Raw genomic sequence first — 21,568 nt, 5'->3', positions numbered from 1 at the left:
AAGGACTTAGGCCTGGTCGATTTCCGGCGTCCTGCGCCGTGTCACCACGCCCATTTCATCTTCTTCACGCATCCGCTTGAGCTGTTCCTCGGCCTCGGTCGCCTCCCGCTGACGATCCCACATCGAGGTATAAAGCCCCTTCTGGGCAAGAAGATCAGTATGCCGGCCGCGTTCGGCGATTTCGCCGTTCTTGAGCACGATGATCTCGTCGGCACTGACAACGGTCGACAGGCGGTGGGCAATGACCAGCGTCGTCCGCCCCTTGGAGACGAAGTCCAGCGCCGCCTGGATTTCCTGCTCGGTCGCCGTATCAAGTGCTGAAGTGGCCTCGTCGAGGATCAGGATCGGCGGTGCCTTGAGGATGGTGCGGGCAATGGCAACGCGTTGCTTCTCGCCGCCCGAGAGCTTCAGGCCACGCTCCCCGACCATGGCATTGAAGCCCTCCGGCAGGCCGCGGATAAAATCCCCGATCTGCGCCAGGTCGGCCGCCCGGTTGACCTCATCGTCGCTTGCATCGATCCGGCCATAGCGGATGTTGTAGGCAATGGTGTCGTTGAACAGCACCGTATCCTGCGGGACCATCCCGATGGCCGACCGCAGGCTTTTCTGGGTGACATCGCGCAAGTTTTGCCCATCAATGACGATGTTTCCGGACTGGATGTCATAGAACCGGTACAACAGCCGCGAGATGGTGGATTTGCCTGCACCCGAAGGCCCGACGATGGCAACGGTCTTGCCGGCGGGAACCTCGAACGAGATGCCCTTCAGGATCGGCCGCGCCGGATCATAGCTGAAGTTGACATTGTCGAAGCAGATGGCGCCCTGGTCCACGGCAAGCGGCCGGGCTCCGGGAAGGTCGCGCACTTCCGGCTCGACATCGAGAAGCTCGAACATCTGCTCGATATCGGTCAGCCCCTGCCGGATCTCACGGTAGACAAAGCCGATGAAGTTGAGCGGCACCGACAGCTGCATCAACATCGCATTGATGAAGACGAAGTCACCGATGGTCTGTTCGCCGGCCTGCACGGCCAGTGCCGACATTACCATCATCACCGTCATGCCGACACCGAAGATGACGCCCTGCCCCATGTTGAGCCAGCCGAGCGAGGTCCAGACCTGGGTGGCCGACTTCTCGTAGGATGCCATCGAGACGTCGAAGCGGCGCGCCTCCATCGCCTCGTTGCCGAAATACTTCACGGTCTCGAAGTTGAGCAGCGAATCGACCGACTTGGTGTTGGCGTCGGTGTCCGAGGCGTTCATCGACCGCCGGATCGAAATCCGCCAGTCCGAGGCCCGCACGGTAAACCAGATGTAGAACCAGACGGTGATCGCGGTGACCAGCACGTAGCTCCAGCCATAGGCCAGGCCGAAGATGACGGCCGTCAAGGCGAACTCGATCAGCGTCGGCGCAGTGTTGAGAATGGTGAACCGGACAATGGTCTCGATGCCCTTGGTGCCCCGTTCGATGACGCGCGACAGGCCGCCGGTTCGGCGCTCCAGGTGAAACCTCAGCGACAATTCATGCATGTGCACAAAGGTCTTGTAGGCCAATTGCCGCACGGCATGCTGGCCGACACGGGCAAACAGTGCATCACGCAGTTGGTTGAACCCCCACTGCACGATCCGGACCGCATTATAGGCGATGACCAGCATGACCGGGGTGGCGATCAGCGCCGGCATCCAGGAAACCACATCCGGATTTCCGTTGAGAGCGTCGGTCGCCCATTTGAAGAAATACGGCACGGAGATCAGCACCAGTTTCGACAACACAAGAAACAGGCTTGCCCAAAGCACCCGCATCTTCAGGTCGGGTCTGTCGGCGGGCCACATGTAGGGCCAAAGATTTTTCAGCGTGCCGAAGGGATTGCCCTGGTCGGCCGATACGGTTTTCGAAGCCAATTCAGATGTCCTTGTGTCCGGCCGGGTCCGCCGCGGCAGGCCCCGTCCGATTGTAGTCCGTCAATTCGTCCCGGCCCGCACCCGTACAACTGGCGCCGGCACAGCAGCGATCAAGTGTCGTGCCGATAATGGCTGCCAATTCGCGCAGTGCATCGGAATTGACCGTGTATCTCGAGCTTTGCCGATCGGTCCGGAAGCTTACCAGTTCCGCGTCGACCAGGACCTTGAGATGCTGCGACACGGTCGACTGCGCCAATCCGATCCGACCGACCATGTCCTTGACACAACAGCTGCCAGCGGCTCCAAGGTCCCTCAGCAGTCGCAAGCGCACCGGATGAGCCAGCGCCGCAAGCTTGCGCGCCACTGCCCTGTCCCGATCCGAATTGTCCGTTGCATCAGCCTTCATCGTTAATCGGCGATATACGATGAAGGCTGAAGGGTCAAGCGGCCTACAGGTTTTTATTCCCGTCGAGCAGCTGCTTGTGCATCTCCTCCGCATTGTCCAGCGGGTTCTCAGGCACGGAGAAGACCTGACCAGGCTTGATCCGGTTCGGATCCTGGATCTGTGACCGGTTGGCGACATAGATGGTGGTGTACCGAACACCCTCGCCATAGGTCCGCCGGGAAATCTGCCACAACGTGTCGCCACGGCGGATGATGACCGCACCCGGGGTGGAGGCCAGTGGCGCCTGCAGGATGGTCTTGGGTTCACCGGTCTGCACGGCCGCTTCCGCGACCTGCTCGGTTGCAGCATCCGCCGCAACGGACATGTCTGCCGGTTCTGCGAGTACCGTCTCGGCACGGGTGAGGATTTCACTCATCGCGGACAAGTCCCCGGTGTCAATCATCGCACCGGCGGCACTGGCACCTCCATCAGCATTCGGCACCAGCACTGCAAGCGCCGACTCCGCCTGGATCCGCATTGAGCGGGCGATGGCCATCGCGTCGCTGCCGCTTCCTTCAGGCAGATCCGCAGAGGCCGCGCTCTTGAGTTTTGCGACGGCCTGGTCCAGAGCCTCGGCAACCCGCCCAGGCTCAGGCGCGTCAGCAGCCGACACCATGTTCTTGAGATCTGACAGCGCCTGGAAAGCGTCTTCGCGCATTTTCGACAGGCTGGCGATATCAGGCAGGATCAGTTCGCCTGTGCCAGCAACATCAGCTTCCTGTGTCGCTGCTGGGGCTTCGTCGACGGGATCGGCCTCGGTGGCAACCGGGGCATCGGCCACGGGTTCCGCCGGCGCAACCGCCGCAAGCGCCTCGCCCTCCGGACGGTTGAACGGCACGGTGGCCCGCAAGAGCACATCGCTGCCGCTCGCGTCCATCAGGTCGGCACTGATGATATGATCGCCAACCGAAAGCTCGCTGATAGCCTCAACGATGAACCGTCCGGTCTCGTCCACCTTGTCGGAGCCGATGACAACCCCGTCTGCGGAGACCTGGACGGTGTATCCGGGTGTGGCCGAACCGGCGATGAAAATCCGGTCACCCTCGATTTCAACGGCATCGACCCGCACCGTGGTACCGGCCGGAAGGTCGGGTTGAGCCGCATCTGCGGACGCCTCGGGCGATGCCATGGCAACCTCCTCGGCGGCAGGCTGACCATCCGAAGAGGTCGCGGAATCGCCGGTTGCCGGCATATTCTGGACGCCCGCTATTTCTGGCGCTGATGTGGTCAGCAGTGAAGCCGCATCGGGCAGCGCCGGGGTCTCAGTTCTTTCGCTCGCCCCAGCCACGGCAACTTCCGCCGCCTGCCCCGCTGCTGCGTCAGACTGGGCCGTGCCGGAAGCATCTGACTGCGTATCGCCGGCAGCATCTGCCACCGGTTGGGCGCTAGCGGTCTCATCGCCGGATACCTGCTCCGCAGGCGCGGTGGCAACGTCGGTCGCTTCCTGATCGGTCGGATCCGTGTTCGTGCTGGCCCCATCAGTGTCAGGGGTTGCTGCAGCAACCGGCGCTGTGTCGGCGGCCTGACCGGCGGGAGCCATGGGCTGCGCGATGATCCGGCTTGCCTTGCCCGGTTTGCTGACCATGGCCAGCAATTCGCCACCGGCGCTTTCTGGAATGGAGACCGTGGCGACTTCCTCGGACTGCCGCATCTCGCCGTCTTCTCCGGTGATCCGCAGGGTCAGCTGGTAGTCCCCGGCCGAAAGCGGGGTATCGAGAATGACAGCGAAATCACCGCTGGGACCAACCTGTGTCGAGGCAATCACCGCATCGCCATTCATGATGTCGAGCGTGGTGCCAGGCTCTGCCTTGCCGGCGATCACGGTGGACCCATCAGGTTCGACACGCAGGATATCGAAGCTTGGCATGATCCAGCCATCGGCCACTTCCGCAGGCTCCGACCCCGCTGCCGGCCCCGATTCGGTGCCTGCACCATCCACGGGCAGGTCCTGGTTGCCGGCCGGCGCATCCTCTGCCGGCGCCGTGGCATCGACCATGTTGCTCTTCGGTGTGCTGTCCGAAGCAGTTTCAGCATTATTTTTCAAGAAGTTGGGTGCTAGAAAAAATGCGCCGATGACAATCGCGGCCGCGACACCGAGGAACGCCCAGAAACCGGCATTATTCTTGTTCATTGTCTGCTCCGTGAATACGGCAAAAACTGCGTATGACGGCCGAAAACCTATATGCTTTGGGTACATGGCACAAGAAAAAGCGGTTCGAGCCACCAGCCCGGCCTTGACCAGGGTATCGGGCCGATGTTCAGTGCACCCATGAGCACAAACCCGTCGCGTATCTCTTCCATCTGCGTCTATTGCGGCTCCCAGCCAGGCATTGATCCATCCTACCGGGAAGCCGCCCGCAATCTCGGCCAGGCAATGGCGGAAAACGGCATCGACCTGGTCTATGGCGGCGGCACCAAGGGCCTTATGGGGGCCGTTGCCGATGCGGTGATGAGCAATGGCGGCAAAGCGATCGGGATCATCCCCGAGTTCCTCATGGACAAGGAAGCCTCGCGGCAGGAATTGGGCAACCTGACCGAGTTGCACGTGACCAGCGACATGCATGAGCGCAAGCACATGATGTTCGATCGCTCGGACGCTTTCGTCACGCTGCCGGGCGGCATCGGCACGCTTGAGGAAATCATCGAGATCATGACATGGGCGCAACTGGGCCGTCACACCAAACCGATGGTATTCGCCAATATCGGCGGTTTCTGGGATCCGCTCAATGCCCTGATCGGACACATGAGCTCTCAGGGCTTCATTCACACCGCCCATCTGGTCCGGCCACTGGTCATCGACCGGGTCGAGGAGATCGTCCCGGCCATCCTGTCTGCGGCGGCCTTGACCGCCAACGGGCAAGATGCCGAAGTGATCGCTAAATTATAACATAATCAGCAACTTACAGCGACATCCTTTTCGGCAAAATTTGTCTTTTCCGGCCTTTCCCCGGGCCTGCGTTAGATCTTTTTTAACGCAACTGGCGCCACTATGGTTTCACGGAACAGGCGACATCCGCCCTGCCCTTCTGCAAGAACGCTGAGCCATGATCGGCCCCGGCAAAATCTATTTCCCGGTTCCGGACAGAAGTCCGGCCCGATGACCGAATACTTTACACTCAGCCATTTATCGACATGCAAGGGTCGGGAACGACCTGACGGATTCACAAGATTTCTCTGTGTCCCGCCTCTCATCACAAGCGGAACACGAAGACAGCATTCTCGGACCGGTCCGGTTTTCGGGTCCGGCCCGCTTTCAGATACTGAACAGGCATGATGCCGATCATGGTCCCGCCTCCTCTTAACGCCCGGCGGTCATGGATTCCAGTCGGTTGAGCCGACAGCCTTTTTTTAAAACAAGTGAATTTTGACAATGACGAGTATCATGACCAACACCGCGGCCATTGCCGCGCTTTCCACCTTGCGTGGCATCAACAATGACATGGAAACCACCCAGAACCGCGTCGCCACAGGCTATCGTGTCGCCAGTGCTGCCGACAACTCTGCCTATTGGTCGATCGCAACCACGATGCGGTCCGACAGGAAGGCCTTGGAGACGGTGACCGACGCCCTTGGCCTCGGCGGCGCCATGGTCGACGTCACCTATACGGCCATGGAATCGGCGATCGACATCGTCGACCAGATCAAGTCGAAGATGCTCGCCGCTCTCCAGCCCGGCGTCGACAAGAACAAGATCCAGCTCGACATCAACGAGATGCAGGAGCAGATCATCTCGATTGCCAAGTCCGCCAGTTTTGCCGGCGAAAACTGGCTTTATCACGAATTCGGCCAAAGCAGCCCCGGCATGAAATCGATCGTCGGCTCGTTCAACCGCGATGCCTCGGGCAATGTCAGCGTGACCACCCTGGACATCGACACCGAGTACACCTCACTGATCAAGCTCGGGTTCGGCGGACCGGTCGCCACCAGCGGCAACGGTTACCTCTCGGTCATCAAGGTCGGGGTCAGCTACACCAATTCCGCCGGTGCAACTGTGACCGGCAACACCACAGCCGGCGTCATCGACTTTGACCTGACGACGATGACCCGGGACGAGTTGCTGCTGCAGGTCCAGGCGACCGACGACGCGCTTTTCGAGCTGACCGATGCCTCTTCAAATCTCGGCGCCATCAAGAGCCGCATCGAGATGCAGACGAAGTTCGTCGAGGACCTGGTGGATTCCATCAGCACCGGTATTGGCAGGCTGGTGGATGCGGACATGAACGACGAATCCTCTCGTCTCAAGGCGCTGCAGACCCAGCAGCAACTCGGCATTCAGTCGCTGTCGATTGCCAACTCCAGCTCGCAGGCAATCATTCAGCTGTTCAACTGAGCCAGCACCCGGCCGCAGAGAGAATGAACATGGACCGCGCTCCGCCGGAGCGCGGTTTTTCGTTGGGAGGGACCGATAGACCTCGCGGCCCACCGCGGCGCTTCAGCCAGGCGGATTGACAGCCGTTGCGGCGGCTGCAGCCTGCCGCGCCCGCCGGCTGCGCAGCAGCGATGACGTATAGATTGCCAATGCAATCCAGATCAGCACGAAGGCTGCCAGCTTGTAAGGTCCGAAGGGCTCCTTGAAGGCGAATACCGCGATGAAGAAGATCATCGTCGGGGCGATATACTGCATGATGCCGATGGTCGAGAGCCTGAGAAGCTTGGCGCCATTGGCGTAGATCATCAGCGGCACCGCGGTGACCACGCCGCAGCCCATGAGAAGCAGCATGTCCGCCGGCCCGGTGTCGCCGAAATGGCCGGTGCCATTGATTTCCGTATAGATGATGAAGCCAAGCGCCGGAGCGGTCAGCAGCAGCACCTCGAGAAAGAACCCCTGGTTCGGGCCGACCGGCAGCGATTTCTTGAAGAAGGCGTAAAAGCCCCAGGACAGCGCCAGCCCGACAGACACCCAGGGCACCCCGCCCGATTCCCATGCCAGAATGCCAACCGCCGCCACTGCAAGCGCGATCGCGGCCTTCTGGCGCCCGTCGAGACTTTCCCTCAAAAGGATCGCGCCCAGAAAGATCGAGAACAGCGGATTGATGTAATAGCCGAGTGCCGTCTCGATCGCCCGGCCGGCAGCGATCGACCAGACATAGATGCTCCAGTTGACGGTGATCAGGCCCGCCGTGATCAGCGCCATGCCCATTGTCCGCGGCGACCGGAAGGCGGCCCGGATATCCTGGGTCCGGCCAAGCAGGATCAGCACCACCGCGGCGATCGGCACCGACCAGACCACCCGGTGCGCCACCACCTCGACCGCGGGAATATGGCTGACAGCCTTCATGTAGAAAGGCAGGAAGCCCCACAACAGATAGGCCACGAGCGCAAAGGCGAAGCCGCGCGGCGTGTCTTCATCATAGGCCGCCGGAGCCTTTCTGGTCGCCATTGTCTGTCCCGTTCTCTTGCTGGTTGCGAGGCTCGACGCATATGGCAAGCAGCGTGAATGCACAAATTCATTCCGATGAACAATGGCCCGGGTCTGTCGAGGCCGCTTGCGGAAAAGGCGGCCGGTTCAACCAGTCACCTGTCTGGCCGGGATGGCTTTTCCGGAGAACCCTTAGCCGGGGCATCGGTCAGATGCGCCGGAATATCGCCACGGCTCCCGCGACCAGCGCGGCGTTATCTGCCGCAAGGGTCCCATCAGGCATATGCCGGCAATCCTCGAGACCGATCCGGGTCGAGTAATTGCGTTGGCGTGCGAGCCGGACGAAGTCCCAGGCAGTGGCGTCAAAGCCGTGCAGAAGGATCGATCGCGTTACCGGCGCTCGCGCCAGCACCGCAACAATCCCCTCGGCTAGGGCATATGCAGCAGACCGCTCCTGCTCCTCGATCTCGATGAGAACGCGCAGGACCTTTTGATGATCGGCAAGGGCGACCAAGCGCTCGGCATCGGCGACCGTCGCGAGCCCGGCCTCTATGCCCACGCCGATCGACCGTAAGAGTTCCATAACGCGAGGCGCGTCGGGCTCGGACAGATTGACCGAGGCGTAGTCGGGCAACACTGACCAGTTGGAAATGCAGGCGCGGGTCTTCTCGATATCGTTTTCAATCCATGCGCCGGTCGACACGCCGACCAGCGTTCCGGGGCAGGCTGCACGGACCACTGCAAGCGTCGAATCCACCGCAAGCAGGCTTTCCGCATGATCCCCATTGCGGGGATGAATATGCAATTCCGCAGCACCGGCTTTGATACAGGCGAGCGCATCCGCCGCCATAGCTTCCGGTGTCAGCGGTAGCCCGGGATGAAAATCCGATGGCCTGGCGCCGTTGAGACAGGCCTGCACAATCATCGGCTGCTCCTTAAAAACGATGGGTTAGCACCCTACTCCGCCGCCACCCTGCCCGCCATGTCGCGGTTCTTCATCAGCTTGAACACGATGGAATCCATCAGCGCCTGGAACGAGGCGTCGATGATGTTGTCCGACACGCCCACCGTCCACCAGCGTCCGCCTTCGCCGTCGGCCGATTCGATCAGCACCCGGGTGATCGCCTCGGTGCCGCCATTGAGGATGCGCACCTTGTAGTCGACCAGTTCGAGATCGGCGATCTCCGACTGGTAGACGCCGAGATCCTTCCTCAGCGCGATGTCGAGCGCGTTGACCGGACCATGGCCTTCGGCCACCGACATCATCTCGACCCCGTCGACCGAGAGCTTGACCACGGCTTCAGATACCGTCCGGATCCGGCCCATGGCGTCGAACCGCCGCTCGACCATCACCCGGAAACTGGTCACCGAGAAGAACTCCGGAACCCGGCCGAGTGTCCGGTGCGCCAGAAGTTCGAAGCTCGCATCCGCGCCTTCATAGGCATATCCCGTGGCCTCGCGCTCCTTGACGATGGCGATCAGCTTGTCGAGCTTCGGATCATCCTTGCCGACCGCGATGCCGCGGCGCTTCAGCGCGTTGATGAAATTGGATTTACCACCCTGGTCGGAGACCATCACCTTGCGGAAATTGCCGACGCTTTCGGGCGGCACATGTTCGTAGGTGCGCGGATCCTTGAGCAGCGCCGAGGCATGGATGCCGGCCTTGGTGGCGAATGCCGAAGCGCCGACATAGGGCGATTGCGTCGAAGGCGAACGGTTGAGCAACTCGTCAAAGCCGTGGCTGAGTGCGGTCAGCTCAGCCAGTTTCTCCGGCACAATGCCCGTCCCGAACCGGTCGGCGAACGCCGGTTTGAGCATCAGCGTCGGGATCAGCGTCACCAGGTTGGCATTGCCGCAGCGCTCGCCGATGCCGTTGAGCGTGCCCTGGATCTGCCGCACGCCTGCTTCCACCGCGGCGAGCGAATTGGCCACCGCCTGGCCGGTATCGTTGTGGGCATGGATGCCAAGCCGATCGCCGGGGATACCCTCGGCGATCAATGTTTCGATGATGTCGCGGATTTCCGAAGGCTGGGTGCCGCCATTGGTGTCGCACAGCACGATCCAGCGCGCCCCGGCGTCATGAGCCGCCCTGGCGCAGGCGATGGCATAGGCGGGATTGGCCTTGTAGCCGTCGAAGAAATGCTCGCAGTCGACCATCGCCTCCTTGCCGGCATCGGCAACGGCTTTAACCGAACCCGAAATAGACCCGAGATTTTCGTCGTTGGAGCAGCCGAGCGCCACTTTCACATGGTAGTCCCAGCTCTTGGCGACGAGGCACACCGCATCGCTTTCAGCCTGGATCAGGCCGGCGAGCCCGGGGTCATTCGATGCAGAGACGCCTGCCCGCTTGGTCATGCCGAAGGCCACGAACGACGCCTTCTCCGTCCGCTTTTTCGAGAAGAACGCGGTATCGGTCGGATTGGCGCCGGGATAGCCGCCCTCGACATAATCGATGCCGAACTCGTCGAGCATCTTCGCGATGGCGATCTTGTCCTCGACGGAAAAATCGATGCCCGGCGTCTGCTGACCATCGCGCAGCGTTGTGTCGAACAGGTAGATACGTTGCTTTGTCATGATTTCATTCCGGTATTGACGGGGCGAACACCCCCCTCTGTCACTTCGTGACATCTCCCCCGCAAGGGGGGAGATCGGACGCCGAGATTTTGCAGGGTCCATTCTCCCCCTTTGCGGGGGAGATGTCGGCGCAGCCGACAGAGGGGGGTGTGACGCAGGTACTCAAGCATCGGCCTTCCCCGCAAACCTGTCGGTAGCCCGAACCAGTTGGTCGAGAATCCCAGGCTCGGAAAAGGCGTGCCCCGCGCCCTCGATCAGGTGGAAATCGGCCCGCGGCCAGGCCTTGTGCAATTGCCAGGCGATGCGCGCCGGGCATGGCATGTCGTAGCGCCCGTGCACGATGACGCCGTCGATGTCTGAGAGCCGTCCCGAATCGCGCAGCAATTGCCCTTCCTCGAGCCAGCCGGCATGGACGAAGAAATGGTTCTCGATCCGGGCAAAGGCCAGCGCGAACTGGTCCTCGTGGAACTTGTCGCTGGTCGAGGGTTCAGGCAGCAGCGTGATGGTCTCGCCTTCCCAGCCGCTCCACGCCTTGGCGGCGGCAATCTGCGCGTCACGGTCATTGCCCACCAGCCGCTTGCGATAGGCCGCCATCAGGTCACCCCGTTCGGCCACGGGGATCGGCGCCAGGAACCGCTCCCACTTGTCGGGAAACATTTCCGAGACACCGAACTGGTAGTACCAGTCAAGCTCGGCCTTGGTCAGCGTATAGATGCCGCGCAGCACCAGTTCGCTCACCCGTTCCGGATGCGTCTCGGCATAGGCCAGCGCCAAGGTAGATCCCCAGGAGCCACCGAAGACCAGCCATTTGTCGAACCCGGCCATCTGCCGCAGCCGCTCGATGTCGGCGACCAGATCCCAGGTGGTGTTGTTGTCGAGCGAGGCAAATGGCGTTGAGCGGCCGCAGCCGCGCTGGTCGAACAGGATAACGTCGTAGAGCGCCGGATCGAACAGCCGCCGGTGAACGGGGCCAAAGCCTCCACCGGGCCCGCCATGCAGGAACACCGCCGGTTTGCCGCCGCGGGTGCCGACCCGCTCCCAGTAGATCCGGTGCCCATCGCCGGTGTCGAGAAAACCGGTCTCGAACGGTTCGATCTCGGGGTACAACCCGCGCGGTTCACTCATGCTCTCACCCCCAACTGACCCAGACCACGACGGCCATCGTCACCACGGCCACCAGTACGCCCTTGCCGATCAGGCCGTAAAGCAGCCATTTCGGCATCTCCGTTCCCGGCTTGCGCTCGCTCATGGTTTCGGCTCCGGCCAGGTTTCGGTATCATGGTCGGGATGCTGGTGACTGACCAGTGTCTGCAGAAAGGCAGCCGCATCGGCATCCTCCAGCGTGTGCCGCTCGGGCAGCGCCGGAATGCCGTCGCACCAGATCCGCTTGGCCTCGGTGCCATAGGCGATGGTTGGCGCCACCCTGTCGGGATCGTCAAACGCCAGCACCGACAGCGCCAGGCCGTCGGGTGCCTCATAGGCGAGCGGCGTTCCGCACTTGTCGCAGAACCCGCGCCGCGCCGCATTCGAACTCTGGAACCAGGACGGGTGTCCCCGCGTCCACTCGAAGTCAGCATCGCCGACCGAGACAAGCGCCAGCGCGTGGCTCGCCGAAGCCTTCTGACACATCCGGCAATAGCACACCGACGAGGCGCCGGGCGCGCCCGTCAGCCGGAACCGCACCGCGCCGCACTGGCAGCCGCCGGAATGGATATCCATGCTCATGGCTTTCCCTCCGCCGGCCAGACACTTGTGTCATGATCGGGATGCTGATGATTGGTTGAGGCAATGCTTTCGAGCCCGCCGGGCAGATCGTTACGATCGACGCTCTTTGCCGGCAGCCCGTCAAGAAGCGCATGAAACGGCACTCGCGTTTCCATGCCATCATTGGCGACCGGCGGAAACGCAGCAGGATCGTCGAGGCTGCCGAGCGACACGGCAATTCCGTCTGACTGCAGCGTGTCGAAGAACAGCGGCGTGCCGCAGTCACGGCAGAACCCGCGCCGGACCGGATCGGAAGACCGGAACCAGCCCGGCTCGCCCCGGGTGATTTCAAGCATCTTGCCCGGCGCGAAGCCGAGCGGCATGAAGTAGTTGCCGGCAGCCTTCTGGCACATCCGGCAATGGCACAGATGCGGGTATTCGAGATCCCCCTCGATGCGGTAGCGAACCCCACCGCATTGGCAGCCGCCGGAGTGGGTGGATGTCATGCTCATGCCCTCCCCACCATACGCAAAATATGCATGCAGACATTGTCTATGTCGTGGAGCACATCGTCGTTCCAGAACCGGACGACCTGCCAGCCTTGGCCTTCGAGAAAGCGCGTTCGCACCTGATCATAGGTCTCGTTCTCGGCATGCTGGCTGCCGTCGACTTCGACAATCAGCTTATACTCCGGGCAGGCAAAATCGGCGATATAGCCGCCAATGGGCATCTGACGCCGGAAGGCCAAACCCATAAGGCGATGCGCCCTAAGTTCGTTCCACAGTTTCAGCTCCGCTTCCGTCATGGCATGGCGCATACGGCGCGCATTTAGTCTGAGATGCGGCGGCACTTTGCTGTGTGGCAAGCTACCCCCCTCTGTCACTACGTGACATCTCCCCCGCAAGGGGGGAGATCGGCGTGTCGCGAGATCACGCCCGGACAACCAAACTTCATCTGCAACCGAAACACAACCTGAAAGCGAATAGTTCGTCGCAATGACAGCGAGCTGCCGCTTGTTCAGGACAATGAGACCCGCAACATGTTCAGACCTCGGCCTTTTACCTCGGCCGGAGCCCCAAGCCCCCAATCTCCCCCCTTGCGGGGGAGATGTCGGCGTAGCCGACAGAGGGGGGTGAAGCCCTGCCGTCACCGCCGGACCTCCCAGGTCGTCACCCGCTCACCGGTCTCCGGATCCTTGCCGTCCTTGAGCTGGATGCCCTTAGCCAGCAGCTCGTTGCGGATCCTGTCGGCTTCGGCCCAGTTCTTGGCCTTGATCAACTCAAGCCGATGGTCGACCAGGGCTTGAACTTCAACAGTCGGCTTTTCAATTGCCAAATCGATATGGTGATCGTTGATTTTCGCAATTCGCCATCCATTGCTTGCAAGCTCATCAGAAATCGACGAACACGAACTAGAATCATTGTTAGCGAATGCAATTCCGTAATCAGTGGCGAGAGAGAACATTTTAATGCTCTCTTCACCACCTACTGAATTTGAAGTCACAACGGGATTCGCAGAGAGCATTCTCTCCCCAACAAGACCAAGCAAAGACAGAGATGAATAGAGTTTATCCATTTCGTCTTTATAGTCTTTTCTATCAAAAAACCTTGACAAGAAACTAATTGCATCACTCGTGTTTAAGTCATCACTCAAAGCTTGAAGAACCTCTTCATAAGGATCAGACTCTAGTGTTCGAAATCCAGAATCTTGGTAAACTTGCCAGTTCTCATCACTCCAGTTGGCAAGAGCAAGGCTCCAATATTGCATTGTTGAACGCGCATCCAAGAGCTTCTTAAGGGTCCAATCGATTGGTTGCCTATAGTGAGTTTTAAGCATTGCCAAACGTAAGACCAACCCGTGCCAAGGACCACCTTCCCATCCTGGGAACTCTCCGCGAAGCAACTCCGAGATGGTGACGAAGTTGCCGTCGGATTTTGACATCTTCTTGCCTTCGACCTGCAGGAAGCCGTTGTGCATCCAGAGGTTCGCCATCCGGTCATTGCCGTGGGCGCAGCAGGACTGGGCGATCTCGTTTTCGTGATGCGGGAAGATCAGGTCGAGCCCGCCGCCGTGGATGTCGAAGGTCTCGCCCAGATGATGCTCGCTCATCACCGAGCATTCGATGTGCCAGCCGGGGCGGCCATGGATGGTGATGCTCTCGCCGCCCTCGGTGAAACTCCCGTCCCAGCCGGGCTCGTCGGCGGCCGATTCCTTCCACAGCACGAAATCCGCCGGATTGCGCTTGTGGTCTTCCACCGCGATGCGGGCGCCGGCCTGCTGGTCTTCGAGCTTGCGGTTCGACAGCTTGCCGTAATCGGGCATCGAGCCGACCGCAAACAGCACTTCGCGGCCCTCGCGGCCGGAGGTGACATAGGCGTTGCCCTTATCGATCAGCGTCTGGATCATTTTCACCATGCCGTCGATATGGGCGGTGGCGCGGGGCTCATGCGTCGGTTCTAGGCTGCCGAGTGCTGCCGCATCCTTGTGAAACCGGTCGGCGGTCTTCTCGGTAACCTTGGCAATCGCCTCATTGAGCGGCAGATCGGGATAATCCCTCAACGCCCGGGCGTTGATCTTGTCGTCGACGTCGGTGATGTTGCGCACATAGGTGACGTGATCCGCGCCATAGACATGGCGCAAGAGCCGGAACAGCACGTCAAACACGATCACCGGCCGTGCATTGCCGATATGGGCAAAGTCATAGACCGTCGGTCCGCAGACATACATCCGGACATTGTTCTTATCGATTGGCTGGAACTCTTCCTTGGCGCGCGTCAGCGTGTTCCAGAACTTGAGCTCGGTCATGTCAACTCCCCGATGCCGGCCCCCGGGCCCGGGTCGTTTGTCCTGTTTGGTGAAAGAAGACGAAAACGGCCGAGCCAGCGGTGAGCTAGCGAATAATGATGCCGCAGATGCAGGTGGCGCGTGCGCCGTGTGCCGTTTTCATGCTGTTCTTATCCCCGATTGCATCCGCCCGGTCAAGATCCGGGCAAGCGGCTTTCAGCCGGTGAAGAACCGCACCAGCAGCGACACCGACAAGGCCGCCATCACCAGCGCAATCAGTCCGTCGAGCACGCGCCATGCAGACGGTTTGGCAAACAGCGGTTCGAGCACCCGCGCACCATAACCAAGCCCGAAGAACCAGATGAACGATGCCGCCATCGCACCGATCGCGAACGCCAGCCGCGCGGTGCCCTCGTAGCGGCCGCTCAGCCCGCCGACCAGCAACACCGTATCGAGATAGACATGCGGATTGAGGAAAGTGAAGGCGAGGCAGGTCAGCACCGCAGCCTTCAGCGAACCCGGTCCTGTTTTCGCAGCCTCCAGTGTCGATGGCGAGATCGCCCGCCTGAGCGCCAGGAAGGCATAGACCGCGAGGAATGCCGCGCCGCCAAGCGTCACCAGCGCGATCAGCAGCCCGGACCCGGCAATGATCGCGCCGAGCCCCGCCACACCGAGCCCGATCAGCAGTGCATCCGACAGCGCGCAGATCAGGCACAGGATGAACACGTGTTGTCTGAGCAGGCCCTGGCGCAGGATGAAGGCGTTCTGGGCGCCGATGGCGATGATCAGCGAGCCGCCGAGCAGCAGGCCGGCGATGGCAGGGGCGACGAACGGAGACATGGGGCCTAGAACAGTTTCATCTGGTCGGAATCCGTATCGGCAGTCTTGGGCTTCACCGGCCGTTTCGCCGGTTTTGCCGGCGCAACGGCCGGTTCGGCGTCAGTGGCAGGCTTCTGCACCTCCGGCCCGCTGTTGGCAACCTTGTTGACGAGATCGGAAACACGGATCGCCTCGAAACAATCATCCGGCGCAGGCTGCATCAGGTCGGCCACATGCCGCGGCTCCTGGTTGAGGCAGTCAAGCCAGCGGCTGAAATCCTCGGGCGCAATCACCACCGGCATCCGGTCATGGATCGGCGCAACCTCGCGATTGGGACCGATCGTCAGGATGGCGGCGGTGTCCATCTCCGCCCCGTCGGCGCTCATGTAGGTTTCCATCAGCCCGCCAAAGGCAACAATGCCGCCAGCTCTGGGCCTGATCCAGTAGGTAACCGATTTTTCCTTCGAGCCCTTAGGCGGCCGCCGCCACTCGTAAAAACCCGAGGCGGCAACGAGGATTCGCCGGTGCCGCATGGCGGCGCGGAACGAGGCCTTTTCAGCCGCCGTCTCCGAGCGCGCATTGATCAGCAGCGGAAAATCGGCCGGATCCTTGACCCATCCCGGCAGGAACCCCCAGCGCGCCAAGAGCGCCCGCCGGTCGGTGCGGTTGTCGCCCTCCTCGCGGCGCCTGTCGCCGGCAATGATCAGGATCGGCTGGGTCGGCGCGATATTGTAGCGCGGCGGGAAACCCTCGATCTCCTCGAGCCCGAACAGCTCCTGCACCTCCTGGGGGGTTGCCGTAAGTGAAAAACGTCCACACATTGCCAATCCATGACTGAGGACAGGAACAGGGTCAAGCAATGAGCATAAAGTCCGGCAAGGCCGGCCCGAAAGCAGCCCTTGCCGTCTCGGTGGCGCTCGAACGCGATGGCAAGTTCCTGCTGGTGCTGCGCGCCAACCCGCCGGCGCAAAATCTCTATGCCTTCCCCGGCGGCAGGGTCGATCCGGACGAGACACTCGAACACGCGGCCCTGCGCGAACTCGCCGAAGAGACCGGCCTGAAAGCGATCAATCCCCGCCCCTTCGCCACTTTCGACCTCGGCTCCGATGCCCCGGGAGAAGACAGCAAGTCGCATTTTTTCCTGACGGTCTTCCTTGCCGAAGATACTGGCGGAGACCCGGTAGCAATGGATGATGCCAGGCAGGTCGGCTGGTTCACGCCGGAAGAAATCCGTGGCCTGCCGGTGCCGCAAAGCATGGTCGACTGCATGGACATGCTCGAGGGCAAGCGCCCGGCGGTGTGAGATCACCGGACGGCGCAGTGTGCCGCGCCTCGAAACCGAAGCGCGGCGTTCTTGCATTTACACGAAGCTCACGAACTCTTCTCTCGGGCGCCGCACCTTCTTCAGCTTTACCAGCCAGTCGCCCTCGCTGTCACGGTAGCCCAGCGGCACAAGCGTCACCGAGCGCAAGCCTCGTGCCTTCAGCCCGAGGATCTCATCCACTTTCTCAGGATCGAAGCCTTCCATCGGCGTCGCGTCGACTTCCTCGAAGGCCGCGGCCGTCAGTGCAATGCCCATGCCGATATAGGCCTGGCGCGCAGCGTGCTGGTAATTGACATCCGCCTCGCGTGGAACATAGCCGCTCAGCAGTTTCTGCCGGTAGGCTTCCCAGCCCTCATTGGTGAAACCGCGTTCGTCGTTGACCAGGTCGAACATCGCGTTGATCCGGTCCTCGGTGTAGTTGTCCCAGGCGGCGAAAACCAGCAGATGGGAGCCGTCGGTGATCTGCGCCTGATCCCAGGCGACTTCGCGGATCTTCGCGCGGACCTCCGGGTCGGTCACGACGATGATCTCGAACGGCTGCAAGCCGCTCGAGGTGGGCGCAAGCCGCGCGGCTTCCAGGATCTTCTGGAGCTTTTCTTCGGGAACCTTCTTCTCAGGGTTCATTTTCTTGGTGGCATAGCGCCAGTTGAGTTTTTCAAGCAGCATTTCCAAGGGCCTTTCAGACTGTGATTGGTCTCGTCGTCCCTGCGTCCGGCGATAATGGGAGGATCCACCGTGGCGCAGTTCTCGGCGAAGTGCCCGGCCCAGATATGCATCAGAGAAATTGCTGCAAGTAGGCACATTTTGCATACCACCCCGCCGCGACCGGCGTTCACACGGACCCAATCTGGGAGTTTGAACAGCCGGAACATTGACCTTTCGGGACGACTCGGGCTCGGAGAGGGAACCAATTTGGCGTCTGAAAAAACAGCGCGACCATGAGCGGCAACCGTCCCTGCTTCTCGTTGTAAAAGGAATGCGGAATGCACCCGGAAATGATGATCCTCGATGGCGGCATGAGCCGCGAACTGATGCGGCTCGGCGCCCGTCTGGTACAGCCGGAATGGTCTGCGCTGGCGCTGATGGAAAGTCCTCAAATCGTGCGTCAGGTGCATGCCGAGTTCATCGCGGCCGGTGCCGACGCGATCACCACCAACAGCTACGCACTGGTCCCCTTCCACATCGGCGAGGACCGGTTTCGGGCCGATGGGGCCTCCTTGATTGCCCTGTCGGGACAGCTGGCGCGGGAAGCGGCCGACGCGGCCGAAGGCCGCAAGGTGCTGGTTTGCGGCTCCCTGCCGCCGATTTTCGGCTCATACGAACCTCAGAATTTCAATCCGGCGCGCGTGCAGGACTATTTGCAGGTTCTCGTGGAAAACCTTGAACCCCACGTCGATGTCTGGCTCGCCGAAACCCTGAGCCTGATTGCCGAAGCCGAGGCGGTGACAAAGGCGGTCAAGGCCAACGGCAAGCCCGTGTGGGTATCCTTCACCCTCGATGACAAACCCGGTGCGACCGGCGCCGAACCGGCCTTGCGCTCTGGCGAGACCGTGGCCGAGGCGGCCCGCTGGGCTGCAGCGAACGGCATCCAGGCACTCCTGTTCAATTGCTCCAAGCCCGAGGTCATGGAACCGGCGATCCGGACAGCCGCATCGATTTTCAGCAATCTCGACGTCAGCCCCAGGATCGGCGTTTACGCCAATGCGTTCGACGAGGAGACGGACGAGAAGAAGGCAAATGACGGTTTGAGCGGCATGCGGGCAGAGCTCGACGGCGATGGCTATCTCGGCTTTGCCCGGAATTGGACCGAAGCCGGCGCAACCCTGGTTGGCGGGTGTTGCGGTATCGGCGTGGAGCAGATCGGCCTGCTTGCGCAAGAGCTCAAGGCCTGAAGCCGTTCAAGCAAATGTGAGCCGGCTTGATTGGCCGGTTTGCCAATTTTCGCCGATCATCCGCCCATGAACAGGTTCGGCCCACCCAGATCGATACGCGTGTTGCATGCCAGGCTCACCGGCATCATCAGCATGGCGCTGGTTGCCGGGCTTTTCCTGGCGGCTTCAGCCGTCGGTGCCGCCGCCGATCCGGACCGCTGGCGCGCCGAAGGCTGGAAGACTGATTTCTCGAAGTCCGGCATCGATTATTCAAGCGTCATGTCGGGTGGCCCGCCAAGGGATGGCATTCCGCCGATCGACGATCCGTCGTTTCTGCCGGTGTCTGAAGCCTCCGGTCTTGATGCGAAGGAACCGGTGATGTCGGTGGCAATCGACGGCCAGGCCCGCGCCTATCCGCTGCGCATCATGATCTGGCACGAGATCGTCAACGACATGCTCGCCGGCCAGCCGATCTCGGTCACCTACTGCCCGCTGTGCAATGCAGCTATCGTGTTTGAACGGACGGTCGAGGGAACGATGACCAGCTTCGGCACCACCGGCAAGCTGCGCAATTCCGACCTGATCATGTACGACCGGGAAACCGAAAGCTGGTGGCAGCAATTCACCGGCGAGGCGATTGCCGGCGCCCGGACCGGCACGATGCTCAAGGTCATCCCCTCGCGGCTTGAATCCTGGCAGAGCTTTCGCGAGCGTTTCCCCGATGGCCAGGTGCTGGTGCCCGGCAATCCGGGCCTGCGTGACTACGGGCGCAATCCCTACGCCGGCTATGACAGCTCGGCCGTGCCGTTTCTTTACCGCGGCCCGATGCCCGATGGCATCTCGCCGCTGTCCTATGTCGTCGTCGTGCGCGACGCATCGGAGCCACTGGCGGTTTCGCTGGACCGGCTGCGCCGCGAGGAAAAGATGGAAATCGACGGGGTGGAAATCGAATGGGTGCCCGGAGTCCGCTCGGTACTTGACACCAGCTCGATCGAAGAAGGCCGCGAGATCGGAAGCGTCAACGTTACCCGCAATGGTGCCCCCCTCGTCCACGAGTTGACGTTTGCTTTTGTCGTCGGCGCATTCCTGCCCGAAATCAGCATCCTCAAATAGCTTGCGCACTCCCGCATGGGATTTCATCGGGCCATGTCTTGGTGTATGGGAGCCGTCATGATCCGCCGCTCGCTCCTGATCCTTACCCTTCTCACGCCCCTGCTGACGGCCCTCGGCTCCCAGCCGGTTCTGGCGCAGGAAAGCGATGGCGCGGACGCAGCCGCTTTGAACCTGCCGCCGCCACCCTATGAGGACAGATTGCTGCGACTGGCCGAAATTCTCGGGTCGATCCAGTATCTGCGCAACCTGTGCAATTCCGAGGGCGAGACCGGGTGGCTCGAAAGCATGCAGGCCCTGCTCGACAGCGAGACCGCCGACGAACCGGAGCGTCGCACACGGCTGACTGCCGGATACAATCGCGGCTTCCGCACATTTGCCTCGGTTTACACCACTTGCACCTCATCTGCCCTGGTTGCCGAGCAACGATACCGTCACGAAGGTGCAACACTTATCGCTGAAATTGTCGCCCGCTACGGAAATTGACATTTTGTTAACTGATATCGCCTCTGCCCCGTGCCGAAACGCGTCAAGCCGTGCTAGGGTGTTAACGACATAGTAAGTAAGAGTTGTTTCGCATGACACATCCCACAGCGCACACGCCCGACGAACTCGATGATCTGATCATCCAGGAAAAGCTCCAGGTTGCTCTCGAGTTACAGCATGATGCATGGGCCGAGAGTGCGGCCGACGGCATCGAACCGGAGATCATCGCCGATGCCGCGATGATCACCGCCATTCGCGAAACGGTGCGCGCACTGGGCGAGGATCAGGCGGAAGCTCTGGTGGAATCGCTCAGGGGACGCATTCTGGCCGGCGAATTCTCTCCGGAACGCACCCTTCAGTAGGATGACCGGCGGGGAGCCAAGTGGTGATCAAGGGCAGGCGCTGCATCCCGACCAGTTTGAGCTTGAGACTATCGGCTGTGGCCGCGCTGCTGACGGTCAGCCTTGCCGGACAGGCATTCGCGCTGAGCGAACTCAAGCCGGTGCAGCCTGCCTCTGACGAGGTGGAACAGGGTCCTTCGCTGCCACCGCTTGAAGAACCGACCACCGGCATCGATGGCGGATTGCCGCAGCCCGGCCCGATCATCCGCGAATTGCCTCAACCGCAGACCGGCGAGATCACTGGAGCCGACACAACGGCCGGCGAAGCACTGGCTGTCGACATCATCACCGATCCGCAACAGCTGCCTGAACCGGCACGGCGCATGCGCGAACTGATCCTTGATGCCGCAACCACTGGAGATCCCGAAAAGCTCCGCGCGCTGCTTGGAACAGGGCCGAATGCCACCCGGCTTGCCTTCAGTGATATCGAGGGCGATCCGGTGGACTATCTGCGCTCGGTCTCCGGAGACAGCGAGGGCCACGAGATACTGGCCATACTCATCGATCTGCTCAATGCAGGCTTTGTCCGTTTCGATGCAGGGGAACCGAGCGAAACCTATGTATGGCCCTATTTCGTCGCTCTGCCGCTTGACGGCCTGACCGCGCCGCAACGGGTCGAGTTGCTACGGCTGGTCACCGCCGGCGATGTCGAGGACATGAAGGCCTATGGTGCCTACAATTTCTACCGGGTCGGAATTTCGCCCAACGGCGAATGGCGCTTCTTCATGGCGGGTGATTGACCGGCCGGCTCTTGCCGGGCGCGTTGCGACTGCATACCTAGTGACCAGCCTC

The 21,568-nt window shown here is 61.4% G+C and carries 22 protein-coding genes; 8 read left to right on the top strand and 14 right to left on the bottom strand.

Annotated features, from left to right (window positions below; translation table 11 throughout):
- Nucleotides 1–6: 6 nt before the first annotated feature.
- The 3 genes from SPHINGO391_RS06905 to SPHINGO391_RS06895 form a co-directional block, all read right to left on the bottom strand.
- Nucleotides 7–1,899: an ABC transporter ATP-binding protein/permease gene (locus tag SPHINGO391_RS06905; RefSeq protein WP_244615135.1), complete on the bottom strand. Its 1,893-nt coding sequence runs from the start codon at nucleotides 1,897–1,899 to the stop codon at nucleotides 7–9.
- Between the two features lies 1 nt (nucleotide 1,900).
- Nucleotides 1,901–2,263: a metalloregulator ArsR/SmtB family transcription factor gene (locus SPHINGO391_RS25220; protein WP_343200293.1), complete on the bottom strand. Its 363-nt coding sequence runs from the start codon at nucleotides 2,261–2,263 to the stop codon at nucleotides 1,901–1,903.
- Nucleotides 2,264–2,348: 85 nt separating this feature from the next.
- Entirely contained in the window at nucleotides 2,349–4,475 is a 2,127-nt protein-coding gene (locus tag SPHINGO391_RS06895; RefSeq protein ID WP_193217213.1) for a LysM peptidoglycan-binding domain-containing protein, read from the bottom strand.
- Between the two features lie 138 nt (nucleotides 4,476–4,613).
- Between SPHINGO391_RS06895 and SPHINGO391_RS06890 the strand changes: the two genes are divergently transcribed.
- Entirely contained in the window at nucleotides 4,614–5,231 is a 618-nt protein-coding gene (locus tag SPHINGO391_RS06890; RefSeq protein WP_152011462.1) for a TIGR00730 family Rossman fold protein, read from the top strand.
- Between the two features lie 483 nt (nucleotides 5,232–5,714).
- Nucleotides 5,715–6,674, top strand: a complete 960-nt coding sequence (locus SPHINGO391_RS06885) for a flagellin (RefSeq protein WP_152008130.1) — start codon at nucleotides 5,715–5,717, stop codon at nucleotides 6,672–6,674.
- Nucleotides 6,675–6,776: 102 nt separating this feature from the next.
- On the opposite strand, the gene rarD is transcribed toward SPHINGO391_RS06885, so the two are convergent.
- From rarD to SPHINGO391_RS06835, 10 genes are all read right to left on the bottom strand, one after another.
- Complete coding sequence (gene rarD, locus SPHINGO391_RS06880; RefSeq protein ID WP_152008129.1) at nucleotides 6,777–7,724, bottom strand: EamA family transporter RarD; 948 nt, start codon at nucleotides 7,722–7,724, stop codon at nucleotides 6,777–6,779.
- A gap of 187 nt (nucleotides 7,725–7,911) precedes the next feature.
- On the bottom strand, nucleotides 7,912–8,628 hold the full coding sequence (locus SPHINGO391_RS06875) for a 3-keto-5-aminohexanoate cleavage protein (RefSeq protein WP_152008128.1): 717 nt from the start codon (nucleotides 8,626–8,628) through the stop codon (nucleotides 7,912–7,914).
- 32 nt (nucleotides 8,629–8,660) lie between these two features.
- Nucleotides 8,661–10,277, bottom strand: coding sequence for a citramalate synthase (cimA, locus tag SPHINGO391_RS06870; protein WP_152008127.1), 1,617 nt, complete (start codon nucleotides 10,275–10,277; stop codon nucleotides 8,661–8,663).
- Between the two features lie 162 nt (nucleotides 10,278–10,439).
- The gene (gene pip / locus SPHINGO391_RS06865; protein WP_152008126.1) at nucleotides 10,440–11,402 is read right to left on the bottom strand and encodes a prolyl aminopeptidase; all 963 of its coding nucleotides are present in this window, start codon (nucleotides 11,400–11,402) and stop codon (nucleotides 10,440–10,442) included.
- 120 nt (nucleotides 11,403–11,522) lie between these two features.
- On the bottom strand, nucleotides 11,523–12,002 hold the full coding sequence (locus tag SPHINGO391_RS06860) for a GFA family protein (protein WP_152008125.1): 480 nt from the start codon (nucleotides 12,000–12,002) through the stop codon (nucleotides 11,523–11,525).
- A complete protein-coding gene (locus tag SPHINGO391_RS06855) occupies nucleotides 11,999–12,493 on the bottom strand; it encodes a GFA family protein (RefSeq protein WP_152008124.1) in 495 nt (164 codons plus the stop codon). Before SPHINGO391_RS06855 ends, SPHINGO391_RS06860 begins: the two co-directional genes overlap by 4 nt.
- Complete coding sequence (locus tag SPHINGO391_RS06850; protein WP_152008123.1) at nucleotides 12,490–12,846, bottom strand: endonuclease domain-containing protein; 357 nt, start codon at nucleotides 12,844–12,846, stop codon at nucleotides 12,490–12,492. Before SPHINGO391_RS06850 ends, SPHINGO391_RS06855 begins: the two co-directional genes overlap by 4 nt.
- A 281-nt stretch (nucleotides 12,847–13,127) precedes the next feature.
- Nucleotides 13,128–14,786 (bottom strand): cysteine--tRNA ligase, encoded by a 1,659-nt coding sequence (gene cysS, locus SPHINGO391_RS06845; RefSeq protein WP_152008122.1) that lies wholly within the window; start codon nucleotides 14,784–14,786, stop codon nucleotides 13,128–13,130.
- Between the two features lie 195 nt (nucleotides 14,787–14,981).
- Complete coding sequence (locus tag SPHINGO391_RS06840) at nucleotides 14,982–15,605, bottom strand: LysE/ArgO family amino acid transporter (RefSeq protein ID WP_152008121.1); 624 nt, start codon at nucleotides 15,603–15,605, stop codon at nucleotides 14,982–14,984.
- A 5-nt stretch (nucleotides 15,606–15,610) separates the two neighbouring features.
- Complete coding sequence (locus SPHINGO391_RS06835; RefSeq protein WP_152008120.1) at nucleotides 15,611–16,405, bottom strand: SOS response-associated peptidase; 795 nt, start codon at nucleotides 16,403–16,405, stop codon at nucleotides 15,611–15,613.
- Between the two features lie 38 nt (nucleotides 16,406–16,443).
- Here SPHINGO391_RS06835 and SPHINGO391_RS06830 point away from each other — a divergent pair, with 38 nt between their 5' ends.
- Nucleotides 16,444–16,887, top strand: a complete 444-nt coding sequence (locus SPHINGO391_RS06830) for an NUDIX hydrolase (RefSeq protein WP_152008119.1) — start codon at nucleotides 16,444–16,446, stop codon at nucleotides 16,885–16,887.
- Between the two features lie 57 nt (nucleotides 16,888–16,944).
- Here the strand turns inward: SPHINGO391_RS06830 and SPHINGO391_RS06825 are convergent, their stop codons facing one another.
- The gene (locus SPHINGO391_RS06825; protein ID WP_152011461.1) at nucleotides 16,945–17,574 is read right to left on the bottom strand and encodes an NAD(P)H-dependent oxidoreductase; all 630 of its coding nucleotides are present in this window, start codon (nucleotides 17,572–17,574) and stop codon (nucleotides 16,945–16,947) included.
- 317 nt (nucleotides 17,575–17,891) lie between these two features.
- Here SPHINGO391_RS06825 and SPHINGO391_RS06820 point away from each other — a divergent pair, with 317 nt between their 5' ends.
- The 5 genes from SPHINGO391_RS06820 (at nucleotide 17,892) to SPHINGO391_RS06800 (ending at nucleotide 21,516) form a co-directional block, all read left to right on the top strand.
- The gene (locus SPHINGO391_RS06820; RefSeq protein ID WP_193217212.1) at nucleotides 17,892–18,800 is read left to right on the top strand and encodes a homocysteine S-methyltransferase family protein; all 909 of its coding nucleotides are present in this window, start codon (nucleotides 17,892–17,894) and stop codon (nucleotides 18,798–18,800) included.
- A 99-nt stretch (nucleotides 18,801–18,899) separates the two neighbouring features.
- Nucleotides 18,900–19,892, top strand: coding sequence for a DUF3179 domain-containing protein (locus tag SPHINGO391_RS06815; RefSeq protein ID WP_244615134.1), 993 nt, complete (start codon nucleotides 18,900–18,902; stop codon nucleotides 19,890–19,892).
- 57 nt (nucleotides 19,893–19,949) lie between these two features.
- Nucleotides 19,950–20,375, top strand: a complete 426-nt coding sequence (locus SPHINGO391_RS06810) for a TIGR02301 family protein (RefSeq protein ID WP_152008117.1) — start codon at nucleotides 19,950–19,952, stop codon at nucleotides 20,373–20,375.
- Between the two features lie 92 nt (nucleotides 20,376–20,467).
- Nucleotides 20,468–20,737, top strand: coding sequence for a hypothetical protein (locus SPHINGO391_RS06805; protein WP_152008116.1), 270 nt, complete (start codon nucleotides 20,468–20,470; stop codon nucleotides 20,735–20,737).
- Nucleotides 20,738–20,760: 23 nt separating this feature from the next.
- On the top strand, nucleotides 20,761–21,516 hold the full coding sequence (locus tag SPHINGO391_RS06800) for a hypothetical protein (RefSeq protein ID WP_244615133.1): 756 nt from the start codon (nucleotides 20,761–20,763) through the stop codon (nucleotides 21,514–21,516).
- Nucleotides 21,517–21,568 lie beyond the last annotated feature (52 nt).

The organism is Hoeflea sp. EC-HK425, from assembly GCF_902498795.1.
Lineage (GTDB): Bacteria > Pseudomonadota > Alphaproteobacteria > Rhizobiales > Rhizobiaceae > Hoeflea > Hoeflea alexandrii.
Note: the sequence above shows the minus strand (reverse complement) of the source record. Positions and strands in the feature narration are given on the sequence as shown.

Excerpts from the sequence above, each read along its gene's own strand:
- SPHINGO391_RS06895 (WP_193217213.1), bottom strand. The coding sequence starts at position 4,475 with ATGAACAAGAATAATGCCGGTTTCTGGGCGTTCCTCGGTGTCGCGGCC.
- SPHINGO391_RS06890 (WP_152011462.1), top strand. The coding sequence starts at position 4,614 with ATGAGCACAAACCCGTCGCGTATCTCTTCCATCTGCGTCTATTGCGGC.
- SPHINGO391_RS06885 (WP_152008130.1), top strand. The coding sequence starts at position 5,715 with ATGACGAGTATCATGACCAACACCGCGGCCATTGCCGCGCTTTCCACC.
- rarD (WP_152008129.1), bottom strand. The coding sequence starts at position 7,724 with ATGGCGACCAGAAAGGCTCCGGCGGCCTATGATGAAGACACGCCGCGC.
- SPHINGO391_RS06875 (WP_152008128.1), bottom strand. The coding sequence starts at position 8,628 with ATGATTGTGCAGGCCTGTCTCAACGGCGCCAGGCCATCGGATTTTCAT.
- cimA (WP_152008127.1), bottom strand. The coding sequence starts at position 10,277 with ATGACAAAGCAACGTATCTACCTGTTCGACACAACGCTGCGCGATGGT.
- pip (WP_152008126.1), bottom strand. The coding sequence starts at position 11,402 with ATGAGTGAACCGCGCGGGTTGTACCCCGAGATCGAACCGTTCGAGACC.
- SPHINGO391_RS06860 (WP_152008125.1), bottom strand. The coding sequence starts at position 12,002 with ATGAGCATGGATATCCATTCCGGCGGCTGCCAGTGCGGCGCGGTGCGG.
- SPHINGO391_RS06855 (WP_152008124.1), bottom strand. The coding sequence starts at position 12,493 with ATGAGCATGACATCCACCCACTCCGGCGGCTGCCAATGCGGTGGGGTT.
- cysS (WP_152008122.1), bottom strand. The coding sequence starts at position 14,786 with ATGACCGAGCTCAAGTTCTGGAACACGCTGACGCGCGCCAAGGAAGAG.
- SPHINGO391_RS06840 (WP_152008121.1), bottom strand. The coding sequence starts at position 15,605 with ATGTCTCCGTTCGTCGCCCCTGCCATCGCCGGCCTGCTGCTCGGCGGC.
- SPHINGO391_RS06835 (WP_152008120.1), bottom strand. The coding sequence starts at position 16,405 with ATGTGTGGACGTTTTTCACTTACGGCAACCCCCCAGGAGGTGCAGGAG.
- SPHINGO391_RS06830 (WP_152008119.1), top strand. The coding sequence starts at position 16,444 with ATGAGCATAAAGTCCGGCAAGGCCGGCCCGAAAGCAGCCCTTGCCGTC.
- SPHINGO391_RS06825 (WP_152011461.1), bottom strand. The coding sequence starts at position 17,574 with ATGCTGCTTGAAAAACTCAACTGGCGCTATGCCACCAAGAAAATGAAC.
- SPHINGO391_RS06820 (WP_193217212.1), top strand. The coding sequence starts at position 17,892 with ATGCACCCGGAAATGATGATCCTCGATGGCGGCATGAGCCGCGAACTG.
- SPHINGO391_RS06810 (WP_152008117.1), top strand. The coding sequence starts at position 19,950 with ATGATCCGCCGCTCGCTCCTGATCCTTACCCTTCTCACGCCCCTGCTG.
- SPHINGO391_RS06805 (WP_152008116.1), top strand. The coding sequence starts at position 20,468 with ATGACACATCCCACAGCGCACACGCCCGACGAACTCGATGATCTGATC.